Here is an 18,204-nt window from a genome sequence, read left to right as displayed (position 1 = left end):
AAGCTCCTAGGCCGTGAGGTCGCGCAGGTTGCGGATCACCGCCTGCTGCCCGAGGGGGATTTTGAACGCGTTGTGCTCATAGGCGTGCGCGCCCTGCATGGCCAGTTCCGCTGCCTTCTGGAACGCTTGCGGGCTGGCGGTTTGACCGACCAGTGACTGCTCGGCCTCCCGTGCTCGCCACGGCTTGGTGCCCACTCCGCCCAGCGCGATGCGTGCCTGGCTGATGCGCGCTCCGTCCAGCACCAGGATTACGGCACTGGAGGCCAGGGCGAACTGATACGAGGTGCGGTCGCGCAGCTTGAGATAGGCCGAGCGACTGCCACGCAGTGGCGCGTCCAGGGTCAGGTGGGTAATCAGCTCATGGGGTTGCAGGGCGTGCTCAAGCCACGGGGTGTCGCCGGGCAACAGATGGAAGTCGGCGAAGTCGATGTCACGGCTGCCTGTGCTGCCCTGCACCGTCAGCTTGGCGCCGATGGCGGCCACGGCCACGCACATGTCCGAGGGGTGGCTGGCGATGCAGTGGTCGCTGGTGCCCAGCACCGCGTGCACGCTGCGGTTCAGGCCGCCGATGGCCGCACAGCCCGAGCCGGGCTGGCGCTTGTTGCACGGCGAGATGCCGTCGCGAAAGTAATTGCAGCGCACCCGCTGCATGATGTTGCCGCCGGTGGTGGCCTTGTTGCGCAACTGGGTCGAGGCGCCGGCCAGCAGCGCCTGGGACAGCACCGGGTAATGCTCGCGCACCCAGGCATGGCGGGCAAGGTCGGTGTTGCTGACCAGCGCGCCTACCCGCAGGCGGCCGTCGGGCAGCGTCTCGATCTGCTTGAGCGGCAGGCGGTTGATGTCCACCACCTGATCGGGCTGCATCACGTCCAGCTTCACCAGGTCCAGCAGCGTGGTGCCACCGGCCAGGTACATGGCCTGGCCGCTGCCAGCGGCCTTGATGGCGTTGCCCGGGGTGTCGGCGCGGGCGTAGTCGAAAGTGCGCATCAGCTGACCCTCCCCATCTTGCCCCGCGCCGACTGCACGGCGGCGAGGATGTTCTTGTAGGCGCCGCAGCGGCAGATATTGCCGCTCATGGCTTCGCGCACGCTGGCGTCGTCGGCCGGGATGTTGGGGTCGTTGAGGATGGCCACCGCGCTCATGATCTGGCCGGAGGTGCAGTAGCCGCACTGGTAGGCGTCATGGTCCCAGAAGGCCTGCTGCACCGGATGCAATTGGCCGTTCTGTGCCAGGCCCTCGATGGTGGTGACTTTATCGCCGTCGTGCTGCACCGCGATGGACAGGCAGGCATTGATCGCCACGCCGTTGACCAGCACCGTGCAGGCGCCGCATTGGCCGTGGTCGCAGCCTTTCTTGCTGCCGGTGAGTTGCAGGCGGTCGCGCAGCACGTCGAGCAGCACGGCGTTGTTGGGTACGTCCAGGGTGTGTGACTGGCCATTGACCTCCAGGCGGATGCGCTGGTGGCCGGTGGCGGGCGTGGCCGGCTCGGCGGCCTGGCTGGCGGCCTCGGCGGCCGAGGGTGGAATCCAGTGCGACAGGGTCACTGCAGCGATACCGGAGGCACCGAACTTGAGGAAATTGCGTCGCGGGGCGACGGTTGCTTCGTCCTGCGGCATGGGCAGGCGGTTTTTGGGGTCGCTCATCAGGGGGCACCTTTTGCTGGGGGGCACGGTAAAAGGCAGTACCTAGAGTGGATGGCAGGGTTGGGTGACGGTTCAGCGGGGTTTGCGGAAAAGCGCTGTACGGCACGGTAGCGCAGGGGGTGGGGGTGGGACTATGGCGGGGGGTGGGATGGGGTTGTGAGGGGGATTCATTAATCAGGCGATGCTCGCTGGAGATCTCCGACGAAGCATACGGCCAGCGCAGCCTGGCGGCAGCGGCTACAGGCGCGCCCTTCGTAGCCGCTGCCGAAGGCTGCGCTGGCCCTGGTGTGCACTGGAGATTTTCAGTGAGGCACAGAGTCGGCGCAGCCTGCGGCGGCGTGGGTCAGGGCTTAAGCAACTGCATCTGCCGACGATAATCATCCGTCGCCCGCCGCGCATCATCGCCGCTAGCCACCACCCTTGGCGTAATCAGCACAATCAACTCGGTGCGGTCCTTGGACTTGCTGGTACTGCCGAACAACCAGCGCAACCCTGGGATTTTGCCCAGCCCCGGCACACTGGAGGTGGACTCGGCGTTGTCCTGCTTGATCAACCCGCCCAGCAGCACGGTCTGGCCGCTCTGCACCGCCACTTGCGTGGACACCGAGCGCGTGGAGATGCTGGGGTTGGTCTGGGTGGTGGTGACGCTGCTGGTGTCGGCGTCGCTGACCTGCTGCTGCACGTCCAGGTACACCAGGCCACCCGGGTTGATGCGCGGGGTGACGTCGAGTATCACGCCCGTCTGTACGTATTCGACACTGCTCAGGGTGGTGTCCGAGGTGCTGGTGTTCACGGTGGTCTGGCTGATGGGGATATTGTCGCCCACCTGGATCTGCGCCTGCTGGTTGTTCATCACCACCAGCGACGGCGCCGACAGCACCTGGGTGCGGCCGCTGGTTTCCAGCGCATGCAGCGCGACCTGGAAGTTGCTGCTCACAAAGGAATAGAACGCTGTGTCCGTGGACCCCAGCCCTGCCCCGCCGCTGCCCAGCGCGCCTTGCGAACCGCTGGTGTTGGCCACCGTGGTGCTCGACGAATTGCCGGCCAGTTTGCCCAGGTACCACTGCACGCCCAGGTCCAGTTCACCGGTGAGCTTGACCTCAAGGATGCGGGTTTCGATCTGCACCTGCAGCGGCCGGTTGTCCAGACGCCGGATGGCCGATTCAATCTCTTTCCACTGCGCCGGCCGGGTGCGCACCAGCAACTGGTTGGTGCTTTTGTTGGCGGTGATGCGCACGCTTTCTTCCAGGGTTTTCTGCGCGCCCTGGCTGCTGGCCGCGCTGTCGTCGCTGGCCTCGGTGTCGGTGCTGTCGTCGTCCTGATCGCTGGTGCGCTGGGTGGTGGCGGACTGTGTACTCAGGCCGCCCAGGGTCGAACTGCTGGTGCTGCTGCCCGTGCCGTTGAGCGATGACAGCGTGGTGGTCTTGAGCCCCGGCGCCACCTTGGCGGCAGTGTCGTCCTTGATGGCGGCGGTGCCGTAGATCTGCCGCAGGTACTTGGCCAGGTCCGTGGCTTTCATATTACGTACGTCGTACACATACATCTGCGGCTCGTTGCCGCCGCCTTCGTCGATGGTTTTGATCCAGTCGCCCACCTCCTGCAGGTAGGCCGGTTGCGACGAGATGGCGACGATGGAGTTGGTGCGCTCGTTGGGCATGAACTTGACCATGCTCGACAACGGCATGCCGCTGTCGGGGCCGAACAGTTTTTGCAACTGCGGCATCAACTCGCCCACCGAGGCGTGCTGCAGGCCGTACACGCCGATGGACATGCCCTTGAGCCAGTCGACGTCGAAGGTGTCGATGGTGTCCTGGTAGTTGGCCAGTTCTTCCGGAGTGCCGGACAGGCTCAGCACGTTGCGCGAGGGGTCCACCAGCAGGAAGGCGTTGTCGCGGGCGAAGGGCTTGAGCAGCTTCTGCATCTCGGTGGCCGAGATGTACTTGAGCGGGTACAGCCGCGCACTCAGGCCGCTGGAAGGCTGCGACACCGGCATTTCCGGCACCAGCTTGCCGGCCACGGCCTGGGCGGCGGGCAGGATCACGTAGCGGTCGCCCTGGCGGATCATGGCGTTGTCGGTCCAGGACAGCAGGGTTTCCAGAATCGACAGGGCCTGCTGCTTGTTGACCGGCTTGGAGGTGGAGAAGCTGACGCTGCCCTTCACGTCCTGGCGGATGCTGTAGTTGGCGTGCAGCAGGTCGCCCATCACCGTGTTGATCACCGCCTCGATGGGCTGGTTGGTGAAGTTGAACATGATGTCGCCCGCCCCGCCGCCATCGGCCACCTTGGCAGGCGCCTGGGGCTGAACGAAGCGCTGGTTGCCGGTGATGATCTGCCGCCGGGCGGGTGCGACGGCAGGCGTTGGTGCGGCAGCCTCGGGGGCTTGCGGCGGCAGGCTGGGGCGCTGGTCGCCGGTGCCGTTGAGGGCTTCGCGCATCAGCGCCGGGTCGCTGCCCGGGTCAGCCGACGGGGTGGCGCAACCGGCCAGGGCGACGGCGGCGGCCAACCCCAGCAGTGGGAATGAAAACAAACGAGCAGGAGCGGTCATGGGGTTTTCACGTCAGGAAGTTTGAGTACGGGGGCCATGGCGGGCGCTGGCAGGCGCGGCACGGGGATGTTCACGGTACGCGCCTGTCCCTGGCGCGAAAAAGTGGCGCTGGTGGCGCTCAATTCGGTCAATACCCAGCCGCCGTCCAGCGCTTCGCCGCGCTTGAGTTTCGCGTTGCGCTGGTCACGCAGGCGCAGCAGCGCCCATTGCGCGTCGCCGTCGATGACCACGCCGCCCAGGGTTACGCCCTCAAGGCCGGCGGATACCGCGCCGGCCTTGGCGGCATCGGGGCTGCGGTCGGGGCTGAACAGGGGCTGCTGCCAGCCTTGGGCGATCTGGGCATCGGGCAGCGGCGCCAGTGACGGCGCAGCCTTTGGCAGCGCAGGCAACGGTGCTGCGGGGCCGGTGCTGTCCCAGTCGACAGCACCTTGGATTGAAGCCAGCCACGCCAGGCTGGCCGCCAGCACGCCATTGACCGCGATCAATGCCAGGGACGCGCGCTTCACGGCGTCTGCCCCTTGGCGCTGGCGGCGGTGAGGTAGCCGCGCACCAATAGCTGCACCTTCAACTTGCCGGGGCCGCCCTTGCCAGGCGCATTGGCGTCGCGCTGCACGTTCAGCGCCTCGACGAACAGATAAGGCTGCCCGTATTCGAGGGCCTGCAGTACGCGCAGTAAAGGCTCGGTGGCGCACGCCAGGGTCAGGCTGACCTTGACCTGGCGATACGGCTGGGCCTGATCCTGCTCGGGCACGATGGGCATGCGCTGGGTCACTTCGCAGCCGGGCCCGGTGCCCGCCTGGGCCTTGACCTTGTCGAGGACGGCCTGCATCAGGTCAGCCGCCACCGCGCTGGGGTCATTACCGGCCAGCAGGCTGCGGCGGCTGGCCGGGTCCTGGCGGGCCTTGTCCAGTGCCGCACGCAGGGCCGGGGCCTGGCCCAACAGACGGGCGTAGCGCTGGTGCTGGGCCTGCAGGGTCGCGGCTTCGTCGTTCAATTGTGCGTACGGGCCGGCGAACCAGCTGTCCACCAGTACATACCAGCCGGCCCACAACAGCAGGGCCAACAGGCCCACGGCGAGGATCTTGCGTTCACGGGCGGTCGGAATTCGGCGCATCGGCGGCCTCCTGGGTGAGGCGCGCGGCCAGGGTGAAACGGTCAAGGCCGGTCTCGGTGTCCGGCTGGATGATGCCCTGGAAGCGGGTGTCATGCAGGCTGGGGCAGTCATGGGCGCGGGTGATCAGGGCGCTGGCGTGGCGGCTTTGACCGCTCAGGGTCAGTTCGCCGCTGTCGCGCACCTCCAGCTGTTCCAGCCAGGTGTCGGCGCCCAGGCACTGGCCCAGCTCGGTGATCAACAGGCTCAGGGTGGGCCGCGCGGTTTTCAGTGCAGCCAGGTAGCGAGCCGCGCCCTGGGTGTCGGTGAGTTCGCGACGCAGGGCTTCCAGTGCCTGTGCTTGCTGGCGTTGCTCGGCGACGTCGGCGCGCATGGCGGCCACGCTGGCCTCGCGGCTGTGCAGGGCCATGGCCATCACGCCCACCAGCAAGGCCAGGGCGAGCATTGCCAGGCGCCGGTTCAGCCGCATGGCAGTCGAAGGCGCCGGGCGCAGGTTCGCAGGCAGCAGGTCCACGCCCAGCACGCTGCCGTCGCTGTCCAGCGCAGCAATGGACTGCAGCCGTACACCACGCAGCTGACAGGCCTCCAGCACCTGCGCCAGGCGTTCACGACAAATAGCGACCAACCGCACGCTCGCCGTGGTGGCGGTTTGGCGTTCGACGCGGGCGGTGAAGTGCACCTGATCCACGGGCAGGGGTGTGTATTTATCGATCTCGAACGCCAGCACGCGATGCAAATCGCGGGTGGCCGCCAGTGGCAGCGTGATGCGTGGGGCCAGCACTTCATGGCCGGGCAACAGCAATTGGACCGGGCGGTCGTTATCGAAGTCATGGGGCAACGGCCACGGCAGCGTCTGCACGGTCGGGCCGCTGGCCAACCGGGCGCGCAGGGCCTGCGGCAGCACACCGTGCAGTTCAGCCAACCACAGGTGCAGCCAGCGCCGCGCCTGGCTGGCCTGCCAGCGAAGGGATGCCTGGCGCAGATGCGCCACAGGCTTTGCAATCAGCTTGTTCATTCTTGCCAGCGCAGGACCCGATACGGCCTGGCGCCCTCCTTTGCCAATGTCATCATCAGGGTCACGCGCACCTTGGCGTGGACACCGCCGGGCAGGCGGGCCTCGCTGGTCACGGTGAGGATTTGTCCGGGGTCGAGGTTGGGCGTACGCACCGTCGGCAGGCCCAGGGCCTTGGCCAGTCGGGGTGGTGCCAGGCTGGGATCGGGTTGCGCCTGGCCGGACCACACGGTGATCAGGGGCAGCACCCGGCGGTAAAGCTCGGCGCTCATGCCGGGCAGTTCGCGGAATTCTTCCAGCGTGCGCAACGGGGTTTCATCACCGTCCAGCGCACCGGCCACTGCCCCCGCCAGTTGCGGCGCCGCGCCGCACGCACGCAGCAATCGGGCGACATCGGCTTTGGACGCGGCATTGAGGTCCAGCTTGCCGCGCTCGCTGCGCACGCTGACCGCCACCTGCGCCTGATCGAACGCTACTGGGTGCGGCCTGCCATCCGCCGCCCAGCGCGCCTTGAAGTCCCGGGCTTGCAGGCTCATCACCGCCTGGCTCAACCCGGCTTCGGCCGCCAGCCGCGCCTGCATCTGGCCCGCCTGCCAGCCGGCCTGGCGCTGCTGCAACTGCACGGTGCCAGCCAACGCGGCCAGCAAGGTGCTGAGCACCGCCAGTACCCACAGCACCAGCAACAGGGCCACGCCACGCTGAGTGTTCATGGGCTGCCGGGCTCGCTGGCCAGGTCCAGGCGCAGGTTGACCTGCTCGGTCACCCACGGCACCACGCCGGCCAAGGTGGCTTCGATGCGCACCGCGCGGGGCAGGCGCTCCGGCCATGGCCAGTTCGATACCCAGCCGCTGTCCTGGCCCAGTGGTGAACGGCCGCGGTAACTGAAGGCGGCTTGTTGCACGTCATGCAGCAGCACCTGCGGCTCGCCGAAACGCTGCGTGGCCTGACCGTCGAGACGGGCAAAACTCACCATCAGGCGGTGGTCGGCCAGGCTTACGTGCTGCTGATACAGGCCGCCGCCAATGGAATCCGGCAACGGCCCGTGGAAGGTCAACTGCGCAGGCTGGCCAACGAAACGTGGGGGGTTGGCCTCGGGCGGCCCGGCGGCCAATGGCAGCGCCTGGCTGATGGCGCGACGCAGGTAATGCTGGGCGGCCTGCACTTCATCCAGGCGCGTACTGAACCGCTCGGCCTTGGCCGTGGCGCGGTTGGCACTGACCAGCGAGGTGCCGACCAGGCCCGCCAGAATGCCCAGCAGGCTGAGCACCACGAGGATTTCCAGCAGGGTGAAACCGGCCTGGCGCTTCATGGTGTCGCCCCGGCGCTACGCACGCGCAGGGTGCTGACGTGCACGCGGCGAGCGCCTTGATGCAGCGTCAGATCCAGCCGAAACAGCCGCGCCGAGCCGGGTACCGAGGGCACCACGGCGATGTCGCACACCCACTTGACGCCATCCCACTGCCCTTGCTGGCGGCCGGCCTGCAAAGGCCCATCGTCCAGGCTGTCGATCACCGAGGCGGCTGCCAGACTCAAGCGATCGGCCCCAGCGCTTTGCTGCAAGGCGCGGGCACTCTGGCCGAACGCGCCCAGCAGCACGGTGGCGCACAGCGCCAGCACGGCCAGGGCGGCGAGCATTTCCAGCAGGGTGAAACCGCGTTGTGGGTTCATGGCAGGTCGCGCAACTGCACGGCGCCCGTCAGCCAGGCCACGTCGATGCGCCAGTGCCGTGCGCCCTGAGTGATCAGGACATTGCCGCCGCTGGCGCCGCCATCAGGATAGAACTCGAAACCGGCGCCCAGGCCTTCGGCGGTTTGCAGGCGCACCTGCCAGTCGGCGGGCCAGTGCGCCAGGGGCTTGCCCGGCGCCTGCACGGTGCGACCTTGCAGATCGAAACGCGTGCGTGCCGGTTGCCCGGTGACAATCGCCTGCACCCGCGCGGTGCGCAGCGCCTGCACCATCTGCCCCAGGGCCTTGCGCTCGGCAGCGCTGTGCAGCCCGCGCTGCAAGCCATAGCCGACCAACCCTGCCGCCACGCCGATCAATACAATGACCACGAGCATTTCCAGCAGGGTGAAGCCCCGGGAGCGGCGCATGCGCTTACTCCCAGTTGCCCAGGTCGGCGTTGTAGCCTTCGCCGCCTGGCTGGCCGTCCTGACCGTAGAAAATCAGGTCGAAACTGCCGTGCTCACCCGGGAAGCGGTAGCCGAAGGCATGGCCAAACGGGTCTTTCAGGTCTGAAGGCTTGGCGTATGGGCCGGCCCAGTTGCCGGCATTGGCCGGTTTGACCACCAGCTGATTGAGGTTGGTGGGCGGCGCGCCCATGTCCAGGCCGTAGCTCTCGATCTTCATGCTCAGGCTGGCCAGTTGCGCCTTGCCGGCGCCGTATTTACCTTTATCGACGTTGCCGCCGACCTGGCGCACGACGATGGTGGCGACGATGCCCAGCAGCACGATTACCGCCAGCATTTCCAGCAAGGTGAAACCGCCCTGGCGGCGGGCCGTCTTCATGGTTTTCATGAGTGTTGTCCTTTAGATATTACTGGTGAGGCTCATCAGCGGCAGCATGATGGCGAGCATGATCACGGCGACTATCACGGCCATGACCACGGTGAGCGTGGGTACCAGGGCGGCGAGCATGCGGTCGATGCCGCGCTTGGCTTCCACGTCGAAAACATCGGCGACTTTCAGCAGCATGCCGTCCAGCTCGCCGGCCTGTTCGCCGACGTCGATCATCTGGATGGCCAGTTCGGGCAGCAGTGGCTGGTTTCGTCTGCCAGGGCCTTGTGAGAGTGGGACGTGGGCAAGCAGGTCTTGTGGGAGTCGGTCTTGTGGGAGCGGGCTCTGCCCGCGAAGGCCATCTCGCGACTCTTCAGACACACCGCGTCGAGCCGTTCGCGGGCAGAGCCCGCTCCCACCAAACCTGCTGCCACCAAAGTCTGGCGTGAGTGCTTGACTCAACCCCGTGGCCAGAGTGCCGCCGCCTTTCACCCATTCAGTGGCCTGTTCGACCTGAGCGACGATGGCGCGGTTGCTGCACACCTGACGCACGATCAGCAGCGCCTGCAACAGCGCCACACCGTTACTGAGCAAGGTGCCCAGGGTGCGCGCCAGGCGGGCGGCTTCGATGCGTTGCAGCAACGGGCCGATGATTTTAATTTTCAGCAGGCGCAGGTCGTTGCGCTGGCGGCGCGCCGGGTCGCGCAGGGCGATGGCGGTGCCCCAGATCAATACGATGATCGCGGCCAGCACCACCAGGCCCCAGGCGCTGAGAAACTCGCCCATGGCCAGGATGACCTGGGTAATCAGCGGGATCGGCACGCCCAGGTCGCGAAAGATGGGCACGAATTGCGGCACTACATACGCCAGCAGCAACGCCAGCGAGCCGAGTACGCCGACCACCAGAAACGCCGGGTAGATCAGCGCGTTGATCACCTCGCCACGCAGGGTCTGGCTGCGTTCGAGGTAATCGCTGAGCTGCCTCAGGGTGTTCTCCAAAGCGCCGCCCGCCTCGCCCGCACGGACCATGCTGATATAAAGGGTAGAGAACTGACCGCCCTCTTCTTCCAACGCCTGGGACAGCGGCTTGCCCGCCTTGACCTGTTCGCGGATGCGTTCGATCAGGGCGCGCGGTTTAGGCTCATGGGTTTGTTTAAGCAGGATGCCCAGCGAGCGCTCGAGCGGCTGACCGGCGCCCAGCAAGGTGGCCAGTTGTTGGGTGAAGCTGACCAGTGCCGCGCCATTCAACGCGCCGCGGTTCAGCGCCCGGCGCATACCGGGCCCGCCCATGGCGTCCACCTGCAACACCAGCAGCCCACGCTTCTGCAACACGGCCACGGCCGCCTGCTGATCACCCGCCTGCACGCTGCCCTGCTCGCTCTCGCCCACCGCCGTCAACGCCCGATAACGAAACTCAGCCATCGCGCGCCACCCGCAACACTTCCTCAAGCGAGGTAATACCCGCCAGCGCCTGACGCAGGCCATCCTCGAACAACGTCACCAGCCCGTTGCGCCGCGCCGCCGCTTCCAGGGTGGCTGCATCGGCCTGGCCCATCAGCAAACTGCGCAGTTCCTCATTCATCACCAGCAGTTCGGTGATGGCGCTGCGGCCGTGGTAACCGCCGCCGGGGCTGTCCTCGGCCGGGCGGTACAGCATGATGGGACGCTGGTCGGTGTACTGGTCCAGGCGGTAGCGACTGACCAGGTCGGGCGGGGCTTCAAACGCCACGCGTGTGGCCGGGTCCAGGCGCCGCACCAGACGCTGGGCCAGAATGCCCTGCAAGGTCGAGGCAATCAGGTAATGCTCCACGCCCATGTCCAGCAGGCGGGTGATACTGGCCGCCGCGCTGTTGGTGTGCAGCGTCGACAGCACCAGGTGGCCGGTGAGCGAGGACTGAATGGCGATGCGACAGGTTTCCAGGTCGCGCATCTCGCCGATCATGATCACGTCCGGGTCCTGGCGCACGATGGAGCGCAGCGCCGTGGGGAAGTCCAGACCGATGGCGGGCTTGACCTGGATCTGGTTGATGCCTGCCAGCTGGTATTCCACCGGGTCTTCCACGGTGATGATCTTGCGCACGGCGGTGTTGAGCCGCGACAACGCGGTGTACAGCGTGGTGGTTTTGCCGGAACCGGTGGGCCCGGTCACCAGCAGGATGCCGTGGGGCCGTTCCAGCAGGTCAATCAGGGTATTGAGGCGCGGGCCGTCAATGCCCAGGGTGGGGAAATCGAAGCTGACGGTCTGGCGGTCCAGCAAACGCATCACCACCGATTCGCCGAAGCTGGTGGGCACGGTGGACACCCGCAAGTCCAGCTCCTTGCCCTGGATGCGCAGCATGATGCGCCCGTCCTGGGGCAGCCGGCGCTCGGCGATGTCCAGGCGGGCCATGATCTTGAGGCGTGAAATGACTGCGGCAGCGTGGCTGGACGGCGGTGCTTCGCCGTTCACCAGCAAGCCGTCGATGCGGTAGCGCACCTGCAACTGGTCCTCGAAGGGTTCCACGTGCACGTCCGACGCGCGCTGCTCCACGGCCTTCTGCAGGATCATGTTGACCAGGCGGATCACCGGCGCTTCGCTGGCCAGGTCCTTGAGGTGTTCGATGTCGTCCTGCGGGTCGCTGTCCACGTCCAGCGATTCGATCAGGGCGTCCATGGCGCTGCGGCCTTGGCCGTGAAAGCGTTCGATCAGGGTGTCGACTTCATCGGCGGTGGCGATCACCAGGGTCAGCGGGCGGCGGGCGCAGTAGGCCATGGCGTCCAGGGCGTAGCGCGACAGCGGCGCGCTGGCGGCCACCTCGACATGGGCGTCATGGGCGTGCAGCACCACCAGGCTGTGGTGGCGCAGGAACCGTTCGCTGCCCAGCATCGGCGGTGTCGATGACGCCAGCGTGGTCAGGTCCAGGCGCGGCACGTCGAGCAAGGCGGCATACGCCTGGGCCACTTCTTCGTCGCGCACCGCGCCGAGGCGAATCAGGGTGCGCAGGATGTCATCGTCGTTGTCACTTTCGGCCAGGCACAGCTTTCTCGCCCGGTTGATATCGGCAACTTTGACTTCAGTGTTGTCGGCCAGCCAGTGGCAAATATCGACTTGCGTCGGTAGTTGCTCACCGCCACTCCAGCTTGATACTTCGGACAATACGGTCTCGATGAATACCCCGAAACAAGCGGCACTCTTTCGTCATCGGTTTTAGTTGGATCGTGCCATCAGCACATGGCACAGAAGAAGTTTAAAGCGAAACTAACGAGGCGTATTTTTCAACGCTGACACAGCTTACCAGAACCTAAAACCTAACTGCAATTAGGTTTACCAATGAGGTGTTTTGTGCTCTAGAAATGTGATTTTTTAGCGATTAACTGCTACGAATCACCTTTTTTACGCAACCAAACATGAATATTTGTCACAATTCCTGCTGAAACGCCTCGCAGACAGAAGCGCGAAAAGCGGTCGCACGTCGGTTTTTCGCGCACTTTTTAACCGTTCGGAAAAATATCTTTGCGAACATTGAACTTTTAAAGGCATCATCTGGACTTACACTTCGGCGCAACTTTGCATCGCAATCAAAGTGCCATCATTTAACCTTTCACTCGAGAATGAATCGATGAATCGACTCATGTTGCCTGTCATGGGCACTCTGCTTCTGTGCGCCCAGAGTTTTTGCGCACTGGCGGCGGATTCAACTTCCACGTCGGCCACTACCAATAGCCACGAGCAACTTCGCGAGCAGATGGAAGCCAAGCGCGACCAGCTGTCCGGCGTTGCCAGCGTGAGCAAAAGCACCGGCACCAGCCAAGCCTCGGTGCAAGACGCACCGGTGCAGACCGACGACGCCCCCACCCAGGAGCAGCAACAATGAGCACCGTATTCAAACAGGCCCTGAGCCTTAGCCTGCTGGCCTTCGGCGTGGCCCAGGCCAACCTGGCACTGGCCGAGGTCACCCCGGCCACCGGTAACGCAGTGGAAGCCCGGGTCAGCTCGATCCTGGACAACATGAGCACCTCGCAGAAGATCAACTTCACCCGCGTCAACGACGGCCACATGATCCCGCCGCTGCTCAACTGGGGCATCCAGGGCACCCTGGCGTACGATTCGTCCATGGGCGTGCACGTCAACAACGCCACCTTCGGCGCCCAGTACCCGTCGCAGTCTGCCCTGGCCGCCACCTGGAGCATCAACCGCGCCAAGGAATTCGGCTTGGCCATTGCCTACGAAACGCGCATCGCCGGCGCCCAGCAAATGCTCTCGCCGGGCGTCAACCTGTACCGCACCCCGTACGGTGGCCGCGCCGCCGAATACATGAGCGGTGAAGACCCGTTCCTGGGCGCCGTGCTGGCCCCGGCCGTGGTCAACGCCATCCAGGCGCAGGGCATCCAGGCCAGCGGCAAGCACTTCCTGGCCAACGAGCAGGAAGCCAACCGCCAACTGCTGGACGTCAAGGTCGACGAGCGCACCCTGCGCGAGCTATACCTGCCGGGCTTCGAGTCGCTGGTCAAGAACGCCAACGTGGCCACCATCATGTGCGGCTTCAACAAGATCAATGGCGACTTCGCCTGCGAAAACCATCACCTGATCACTGACGTGCTCAAGGGCGAATGGGGCTATCAGGGCAGCGTGATCAGCGACTTCAACGCCATCCACGACGCCTTCAAGGGCGCCTGGGCCGGTACCGACCTGGACATGCCGTCGGGCCTGCAGTTCACCGAAGCCAACCTGATGCCGTACCTGTGGAGCGGCCAACTGACCCAGAACGTCATCGACGACAAGGTCAAGCGCAACCTGCGCGCCGTGGTCAGCTACGACCGCCAGGAAAACATGAACACCGCCCAGACCCTGGTGCACACCGAATACGGCGCCACCGCAGCGCTGGACGCGGCGCGCGAAGCCATGGTGCTGCTGCGCAACGAGAACACCAGCGCCGGCAAACCGCTGCTGCCACTGGCCAGCACCGCCAAGATCGCCGTGATCGGCGACTGGGCCAACCAGGCCCCGGGCTCGCCGTTCGGCACCGCCAACTCGCCGCCCGACAGCTACGTCACCGAGCTCAGCGGCCTGCAGCAACTGGCGTCCAGCAGCACCAACGTGACCTACCTGCCCGCCCTGAGCCTGAACCCCAAGGCGTCGGTGTGGTACCAGCCGTCCACCGGCCAGAACAGCATCAGCAACTCCGGTGTGAAAGCCGAGTACTACAGCAACACCAGCTTCTCCGGTGACCCGGCGCTGACCCGCGTTGAACCGGGCGTGAACCTGAACTGGACCACCAGCACCAACGTCACCGACGCCGGCACCACCGCCGTGTCCGGTTTCACCCCAACCGCCGGTGCCTTCTCGGCGCGCTTCACCAGCGTGATCAAGCCGACCATCACCGGCCCGCAAGTGTTCAAGGTGCGTGCCGACGGCCCGTACAAACTGTGGGTGAACGATCAGCTGGTGCTGCAGAGCGACGGCGTGGCGTACTCCGCCGACGTGGTCAACGCCCTGGTCACCTCCGGCCAGACCGCTTCGCTGAAGGCGGGCAAGTCTTACACCGTCAAGCTTGAATACCAGCGCACCGCGGGCAACTTCACCCCGGCCCTGGGCGGCCTGGCCGGCGTGCAGATGAGCTGGGCGGCGATGCGCGCACCGGACGACCTGGCCAACTACGACGCCGTGGTGGTGGCCGTGGGCACCAACTACGAAAACGAAGGCGAAGGCAGCGACCATGGCTTCGACCTGCCCGACCAGCAGGCTGACCTGATCACCCAGGTGGCCAAGGCCAACCCGAACACAGTCGTGGTGATGCACGGCGGCGGCATCGCCAACATGCAGCCATGGGCCAAGAAAGTCGGCGCCACCGTGGAAGCCTGGCTGCCAGGCCAGCAAGGCGGCCAAGCGCTGGCCGAGATCCTGTACGGCAAGGTCAACCCGTCGGGCAAACTGCCGATCACCATCGACAAGAAGATCGAGGACAACGCCAGCTACGCGTCCTACCCGGACCCGGCGCAGTACCGTGGCGACAACGCGCTGACCGAGATGACCTACAGCGAAGGCCTGTACCTGGGCTACCGCGCGTATGACAAAAACAACACCAAGCCGCTCTACCCGTTCGGTTTCGGTCTGTCGTACACCACCTTCGGCTACAGCGACCTGAAACTGTCGAGCAATGTGCTGACCCCGGGCGCCACCGTGAACGTCAAGTTCACCGTGACCAACACCGGCGACAAGGCCGGCTACGAAGTGGCACAGCTGTACGTGCAACCGGTGAACCCGGCCGTGGACCGTCCGATCAAGGAGCTGAAGGGCTTCACCAAGGTGTACCTCAAGGCAGGCCAGAGCAAGACCGTCAGCATCCCGGTGGACTCGCGCTCGCTGGCTTACTACGTGGACAGCAGCGACAGCTGGAACGTCGATGCCGGCAAGTACAAGATCCGTGTGGGTACCAGCTCTGCTGACTTGGCCCTGAGCCAGACCCTGACCACGCTGTACGCCGAGCAACTGACCACCCGCGACAGCAACCCGCTGCCGGCGCCGGTGCAAAAAGCCGTCCAGGTCTCGACTTCGCAGACCTACTAAGCGGTGTGTTCAGGCTCAGGGATGAGCCTGTTCCCCCGTGCTCAAATCCTTGGCCAGGCGCCCCAGGTACAGCTCGAACACCTGCATCACGTCGACGCTGTCCCGGCCCCTGAGCCACTGGATCTGCAAGCCATCCATCAGTGAAAACAGCTCCAGCGCCAGGGACTTGATGTCCACGTCGGCGCGAATGGCACCGCTGGCCACCAGTGACGCCAGGTGCGCCTGGGCATGGCCGTGCACCACTTCGAACTTCTCCTGATACCACGGGAACGCCGGGTGCTTGTCCGACAGGCTCTCGACGTTGATCATCAAGGCTGCCTGGCATTCGCTGGCATCTTCCACACTGAAGCCCATGCTCATGCGCAGAAAACGCAGGAAACCTTCCAGCGTGGGCGCCATGTCGAGCTCGCCAAAACGCTCTACCACCCGTTCATCGCGACGGTCCAGCAGGGCCTTGAGCAGCGCCACCTTGTTGGGGAAGTGATGCAGCAGGCCCACCGTGGTGATGCCGGCGATATCGGCGACATCGCGCATCGAGGCGTTCTGGTAGCCATCCCTGGCGAACACTTGCGTGGCCGCGTCCAGCAACGCCATGCGGCGCATCTCGCCCTTGGGGGCGCGGCGTCGCTTGGGGGCTGGCGGCGGCGCCGCTTCGTGTTGAGTATCCGTGACTGACATAAACATCCGCTTGCTGTGAATTAAGGTCGCTGGCGCCCGTACTGCCGGGCCACGCCCATGGCCGTGGCGATGGCCAGCAGCGCCACCAGCGCGTTGCCGCTCCACATGCCTACCAACGCGCCGGTGCCGCCATACCAATGGGCACCCACGTAGACGAACGGGATGGAGCCCAGGGTGCCGCGCAACCAGCCGAAGGTGGGCACCCACCAGGCCCGGCCCAGGGTGAGGAACAGCGACTGGGCGACGAAGTCCAGGCCGAAGATGATCCACAACCCCGCGCCAAAATGGCTAAAGGCCAGGAACATCGCGCGGCCGGTGTCGGTAAGCTGGAAGTAGTCGGCGATGCCGGGGCCTGCCACCAGCAGCGCCAGCCATAGCGCCACACCATAGAGGACCACCAGCTTGCCTGTAAAGGCGATGGCCTGGCGGGCGCGGTCGGTGCGGCCGGCGCCCAGGTTCTGGGCGATGATGGGCACAAGGGCCGTGGGCAAGGCGAAGAAGGCGCAGTAGGCCAGCTGCAGCACGCGGTCCACCACCGCCATGCCGGCCAGCGCCGAGGCGCCCTGCCCGGCCAGGGTAATCATCAGGTAAGTGATGCCCACGGGCATGGCCAGGTTGGCGAGCATGGCCGGTACGGCGATGCGCGAGACGCGGGAGGCGTGCAGGCGCAGGAGCTTCAGATTAACGCGTGCGGACAGGCCGATATGGCGCTGGAGCAAGGCCAGGCCCACGGCCAGCGCGACCAGCGCCGATAACCCGTAGGACAGCCCGGCGCCGACCACGCCCAGGTCGAAGACAAAAATGAACAGTGGGTCGGCGACTGCCAGGGTAAGCGAGCCTGCCAGCAGCACCATCAACGCCAACCGGCCATGGCCTTGGGACCGGAGCAATTGCGCGCACATCTGCAGGGCGGCGGTGGGCACACTGGCCAGCAGCGTCAGCCAGACAAACCAGCGGGCTGCGTGATAGGCCGCAGCGTCCGCACCCAGCCAGCGGCTCAGCGGCCCCATGCAGGCAAATTCAAGCCCCGCGATCAGGGCCGCAACGGCGGCGGCCATGATCAGCAGATGCGTCACCCAGCGTGCCAGGCGCTGGCTGGCGTGCTTGCCGATGCGCTCGGACAGCACCGCGCCTGCGGCAATGACCACGCCGGAGACGAACGCGCCGTTGACGAACAGCAGCGTCTTGCCCAGGCCCACCGCGGCCAGCAGGCTGGGGTCGTGCAGGCGCGAGACGTAGACCAGGGTGAGGATATCCACCAGGAACACGCTCAACAGGCTCAGCGCACTGGCGCACGCCATGGCCAGCACGTGGCGGGGCACGGAGCCTTCGGTGAAGCGGGCGTGGGTGGATTGCATGGGGCGATGGCTCAGAGGGGGCTACGGCGCGCGATTATATAGAGTAAAGCCCATTAGCGTTGGGCCAAGGGCTGGACCGCGTCGTCTGCATCGCGACTAAAGTCGGCTCCTACCACGGACCGCGTAGGAGCCGACCTTGGTCGCGATGCAGACGACGCGGGTATTCAGCAGTTCTCGACCCTCTCGGCCGCCCCGGCACTGGCACTGCGCATGTCTTGGGGTTTTGTGGCGTTCATGAGATCGCGCGCCGCCCGCGCGGCGCTTCCCTAGCTTCGCTAGGTCCCACATCTGTTTCGGGCCAGTTTTGTCTGGGAGATCACCTCGACCGCTCTGTTGGCCCGACACAAAACCGCAGTGAAAAAACAAGGCGGACCAGGTGTTACCACAGACATAATTGGCCCGAAACAAACGTGGGAGCGGGCTTGCGCGTCAGGCGGCGAAGCGCCGCGGGGGCGGCGCGCGATCTCATGAACGCCACAAAACTCAAGACATGCACCCACACCCCTCTGGGCACGAAAGCCCTGAGCCATCAAAAACCGTGATAATCCAAATCTGCCCGTTCGATTACCCCCAAACCAGGATCATTTATAAGCTGCGCCCATTCTTTTTGCCGATGGACGCCGCTGACATGAATGTTCACCTCACCCTCGCCGCGATACTGGTGCTGTTTTTCTCGGTGGCGCTGATTCACGTGTAAAGCGCTAACGCCTGTAGCAGCTGCCGCAGGCTGCGTCACAGGCAGCACGGTGTACCTGATACCGCGCGGCGCCCATGACGCGACCTGCCGGCCGCTGCTACGATGAGTGCGCCAATC

General features: G+C 65.5%; 17 protein-coding genes. 2 read left to right on the top strand and 15 right to left on the bottom strand.

The genetic code is table 11. The annotated features are described in order from the left end of the window. Positions 1 to 6 precede the first annotated feature (6 nt). The 13 genes from ACZ9GA_RS11250 to ACZ9GA_RS11190 all read right to left on the bottom strand — a co-directional run bounded on the left by ACZ9GA_RS11250 (position 7) and on the right by ACZ9GA_RS11190 (position 11,943). The gene (locus ACZ9GA_RS11250) at positions 7 to 987 is read right to left on the bottom strand and encodes an FAD binding domain-containing protein (protein WP_457362602.1); all 981 of its coding nucleotides are present in this window, start codon (positions 985 to 987) and stop codon (positions 7 to 9) included. Continuing rightward, a complete protein-coding gene (locus ACZ9GA_RS11245; RefSeq protein ID WP_457362603.1) occupies positions 987 to 1,643 on the bottom strand; it encodes a (2Fe-2S)-binding protein in 657 nt (218 codons plus the stop codon). Before ACZ9GA_RS11245 ends, ACZ9GA_RS11250 begins: the two co-directional genes overlap by 1 nt. Positions 1,644 to 1,986: 343 nt before the next feature. Beyond that, positions 1,987 to 4,188, bottom strand: a complete 2,202-nt coding sequence (gene gspD, locus ACZ9GA_RS11240; protein ID WP_457362604.1) for a type II secretion system secretin GspD — start codon at positions 4,186 to 4,188, stop codon at positions 1,987 to 1,989. After that, positions 4,185 to 4,694: a hypothetical protein gene (locus ACZ9GA_RS11235; RefSeq protein ID WP_457362605.1), complete on the bottom strand. Its 510-nt coding sequence runs from the start codon at positions 4,692 to 4,694 to the stop codon at positions 4,185 to 4,187. Before ACZ9GA_RS11235 ends, gspD begins: the two co-directional genes overlap by 4 nt. Beyond that, entirely contained in the window at positions 4,691 to 5,302 is a 612-nt protein-coding gene (gene gspM, locus ACZ9GA_RS11230; protein WP_457362606.1) for a type II secretion system protein GspM, read from the bottom strand. Before gspM ends, ACZ9GA_RS11235 begins: the two co-directional genes overlap by 4 nt. Beyond that, positions 5,277 to 6,314 carry a type II secretion system protein GspL gene (locus ACZ9GA_RS11225; protein ID WP_457362607.1) on the bottom strand — a complete coding sequence of 346 codons (1,038 nt, stop codon included), beginning with the start codon at positions 6,312 to 6,314 and terminating at the stop codon, positions 5,277 to 5,279. Before ACZ9GA_RS11225 ends, gspM begins: the two co-directional genes overlap by 26 nt. Continuing rightward, positions 6,311 to 7,021: a type II secretion system minor pseudopilin GspK gene (locus ACZ9GA_RS11220; protein WP_457362608.1), complete on the bottom strand. Its 711-nt coding sequence runs from the start codon at positions 7,019 to 7,021 to the stop codon at positions 6,311 to 6,313. Before ACZ9GA_RS11220 ends, ACZ9GA_RS11225 begins: the two co-directional genes overlap by 4 nt. Continuing rightward, positions 7,018 to 7,620, bottom strand: coding sequence for a prepilin-type N-terminal cleavage/methylation domain-containing protein (locus ACZ9GA_RS11215; protein WP_457362609.1), 603 nt, complete (start codon positions 7,618 to 7,620; stop codon positions 7,018 to 7,020). Before ACZ9GA_RS11215 ends, ACZ9GA_RS11220 begins: the two co-directional genes overlap by 4 nt. Then, entirely contained in the window at positions 7,617 to 7,979 is a 363-nt protein-coding gene (locus ACZ9GA_RS11210) for a prepilin-type N-terminal cleavage/methylation domain-containing protein (protein ID WP_457362610.1), read from the bottom strand. Before ACZ9GA_RS11210 ends, ACZ9GA_RS11215 begins: the two co-directional genes overlap by 4 nt. Next, positions 7,976 to 8,404 (bottom strand): pilus assembly FimT family protein, encoded by a 429-nt coding sequence (locus tag ACZ9GA_RS11205; RefSeq protein ID WP_457362611.1) that lies wholly within the window; start codon positions 8,402 to 8,404, stop codon positions 7,976 to 7,978. Before ACZ9GA_RS11205 ends, ACZ9GA_RS11210 begins: the two co-directional genes overlap by 4 nt. Positions 8,405 to 8,408: 4 nt before the next feature. Continuing rightward, positions 8,409 to 8,819: a type II secretion system major pseudopilin GspG gene (gene gspG, locus ACZ9GA_RS11200; RefSeq protein WP_457363754.1), complete on the bottom strand. Its 411-nt coding sequence runs from the start codon at positions 8,817 to 8,819 to the stop codon at positions 8,409 to 8,411. Positions 8,820 to 8,840: 21 nt separating this feature from the next. Next, positions 8,841 to 10,229, bottom strand: coding sequence for a type II secretion system F family protein (locus ACZ9GA_RS11195; protein ID WP_457362612.1), 1,389 nt, complete (start codon positions 10,227 to 10,229; stop codon positions 8,841 to 8,843). Continuing rightward, positions 10,222 to 11,943, bottom strand: coding sequence for a GspE/PulE family protein (locus tag ACZ9GA_RS11190; protein WP_457362613.1), 1,722 nt, complete (start codon positions 11,941 to 11,943; stop codon positions 10,222 to 10,224). Before ACZ9GA_RS11190 ends, ACZ9GA_RS11195 begins: the two co-directional genes overlap by 8 nt. A gap of 475 nt (positions 11,944 to 12,418) precedes the next feature. Here ACZ9GA_RS11190 and ACZ9GA_RS11185 point away from each other — a divergent pair, with 475 nt between their 5' ends. Both ACZ9GA_RS11185 and ACZ9GA_RS11180 read left to right on the top strand, forming a co-directional pair. Further along, positions 12,419 to 12,661 (top strand): hypothetical protein, encoded by a 243-nt coding sequence (locus ACZ9GA_RS11185; RefSeq protein WP_457363755.1) that lies wholly within the window; start codon positions 12,419 to 12,421, stop codon positions 12,659 to 12,661. Further along, entirely contained in the window at positions 12,658 to 15,354 is a 2,697-nt protein-coding gene (locus tag ACZ9GA_RS11180; protein WP_457362614.1) for a beta-glucosidase, read from the top strand. Before ACZ9GA_RS11185 ends, ACZ9GA_RS11180 begins: the two co-directional genes overlap by 4 nt. Positions 15,355 to 15,369: 15 nt before the next feature. Here the strand turns inward: ACZ9GA_RS11180 and ACZ9GA_RS11175 are convergent, their stop codons facing one another. Both ACZ9GA_RS11175 and ACZ9GA_RS11170 read right to left on the bottom strand, forming a co-directional pair. Further along, positions 15,370 to 16,032 (bottom strand): TetR/AcrR family transcriptional regulator, encoded by a 663-nt coding sequence (locus ACZ9GA_RS11175; RefSeq protein WP_457362615.1) that lies wholly within the window; start codon positions 16,030 to 16,032, stop codon positions 15,370 to 15,372. A gap of 20 nt (positions 16,033 to 16,052) precedes the next feature. After that, a complete protein-coding gene (locus ACZ9GA_RS11170) occupies positions 16,053 to 17,390 on the bottom strand; it encodes an MATE family efflux transporter (RefSeq protein ID WP_457362616.1) in 1,338 nt (445 codons plus the stop codon). Positions 17,391 to 18,204: the final 814 nt, after the last annotated feature.

This window comes from Pseudomonas sp. TE3644 (genome assembly GCF_056278815.1).
Note: the sequence above shows the minus strand (reverse complement) of the source record. Positions and strands in the feature narration are given on the sequence as shown.

What these genes read in the sequence shown, in the direction of transcription:
- ACZ9GA_RS11250 (WP_457362602.1), bottom strand. Translation starts at nt 987, where the DNA reads ATGCGCACTTTCGACTACGCCCGCGCCGACACCCCGGGCAACGCCATC.
- ACZ9GA_RS11245 (WP_457362603.1), bottom strand. Translation starts at nt 1,643, where the DNA reads ATGAGCGACCCCAAAAACCGCCTGCCCATGCCGCAGGACGAAGCAACC.
- gspD (WP_457362604.1), bottom strand. Translation starts at nt 4,188, where the DNA reads ATGACCGCTCCTGCTCGTTTGTTTTCATTCCCACTGCTGGGGTTGGCC.
- gspM (WP_457362606.1), bottom strand. Translation starts at nt 5,302, where the DNA reads ATGCGCCGAATTCCGACCGCCCGTGAACGCAAGATCCTCGCCGTGGGC.
- ACZ9GA_RS11225 (WP_457362607.1), bottom strand. Translation starts at nt 6,314, where the DNA reads ATGAACAAGCTGATTGCAAAGCCTGTGGCGCATCTGCGCCAGGCATCC.
- ACZ9GA_RS11220 (WP_457362608.1), bottom strand. Translation starts at nt 7,021, where the DNA reads ATGAACACTCAGCGTGGCGTGGCCCTGTTGCTGGTGCTGTGGGTACTG.
- ACZ9GA_RS11215 (WP_457362609.1), bottom strand. Translation starts at nt 7,620, where the DNA reads ATGAAGCGCCAGGCCGGTTTCACCCTGCTGGAAATCCTCGTGGTGCTC.
- ACZ9GA_RS11210 (WP_457362610.1), bottom strand. Translation starts at nt 7,979, where the DNA reads ATGAACCCACAACGCGGTTTCACCCTGCTGGAAATGCTCGCCGCCCTG.
- ACZ9GA_RS11205 (WP_457362611.1), bottom strand. Translation starts at nt 8,404, where the DNA reads ATGCGCCGCTCCCGGGGCTTCACCCTGCTGGAAATGCTCGTGGTCATT.
- gspG (WP_457363754.1), bottom strand. Translation starts at nt 8,819, where the DNA reads ATGAAGACGGCCCGCCGCCAGGGCGGTTTCACCTTGCTGGAAATGCTG.
- ACZ9GA_RS11195 (WP_457362612.1), bottom strand. Translation starts at nt 10,229, where the DNA reads ATGGCTGAGTTTCGTTATCGGGCGTTGACGGCGGTGGGCGAGAGCGAG.
- ACZ9GA_RS11185 (WP_457363755.1), top strand. Translation starts at nt 12,419, where the DNA reads ATGTTGCCTGTCATGGGCACTCTGCTTCTGTGCGCCCAGAGTTTTTGC.
- ACZ9GA_RS11180 (WP_457362614.1), top strand. Translation starts at nt 12,658, where the DNA reads ATGAGCACCGTATTCAAACAGGCCCTGAGCCTTAGCCTGCTGGCCTTC.
- ACZ9GA_RS11175 (WP_457362615.1), bottom strand. Translation starts at nt 16,032, where the DNA reads ATGTCAGTCACGGATACTCAACACGAAGCGGCGCCGCCGCCAGCCCCC.
- ACZ9GA_RS11170 (WP_457362616.1), bottom strand. Translation starts at nt 17,390, where the DNA reads ATGCAATCCACCCACGCCCGCTTCACCGAAGGCTCCGTGCCCCGCCAC.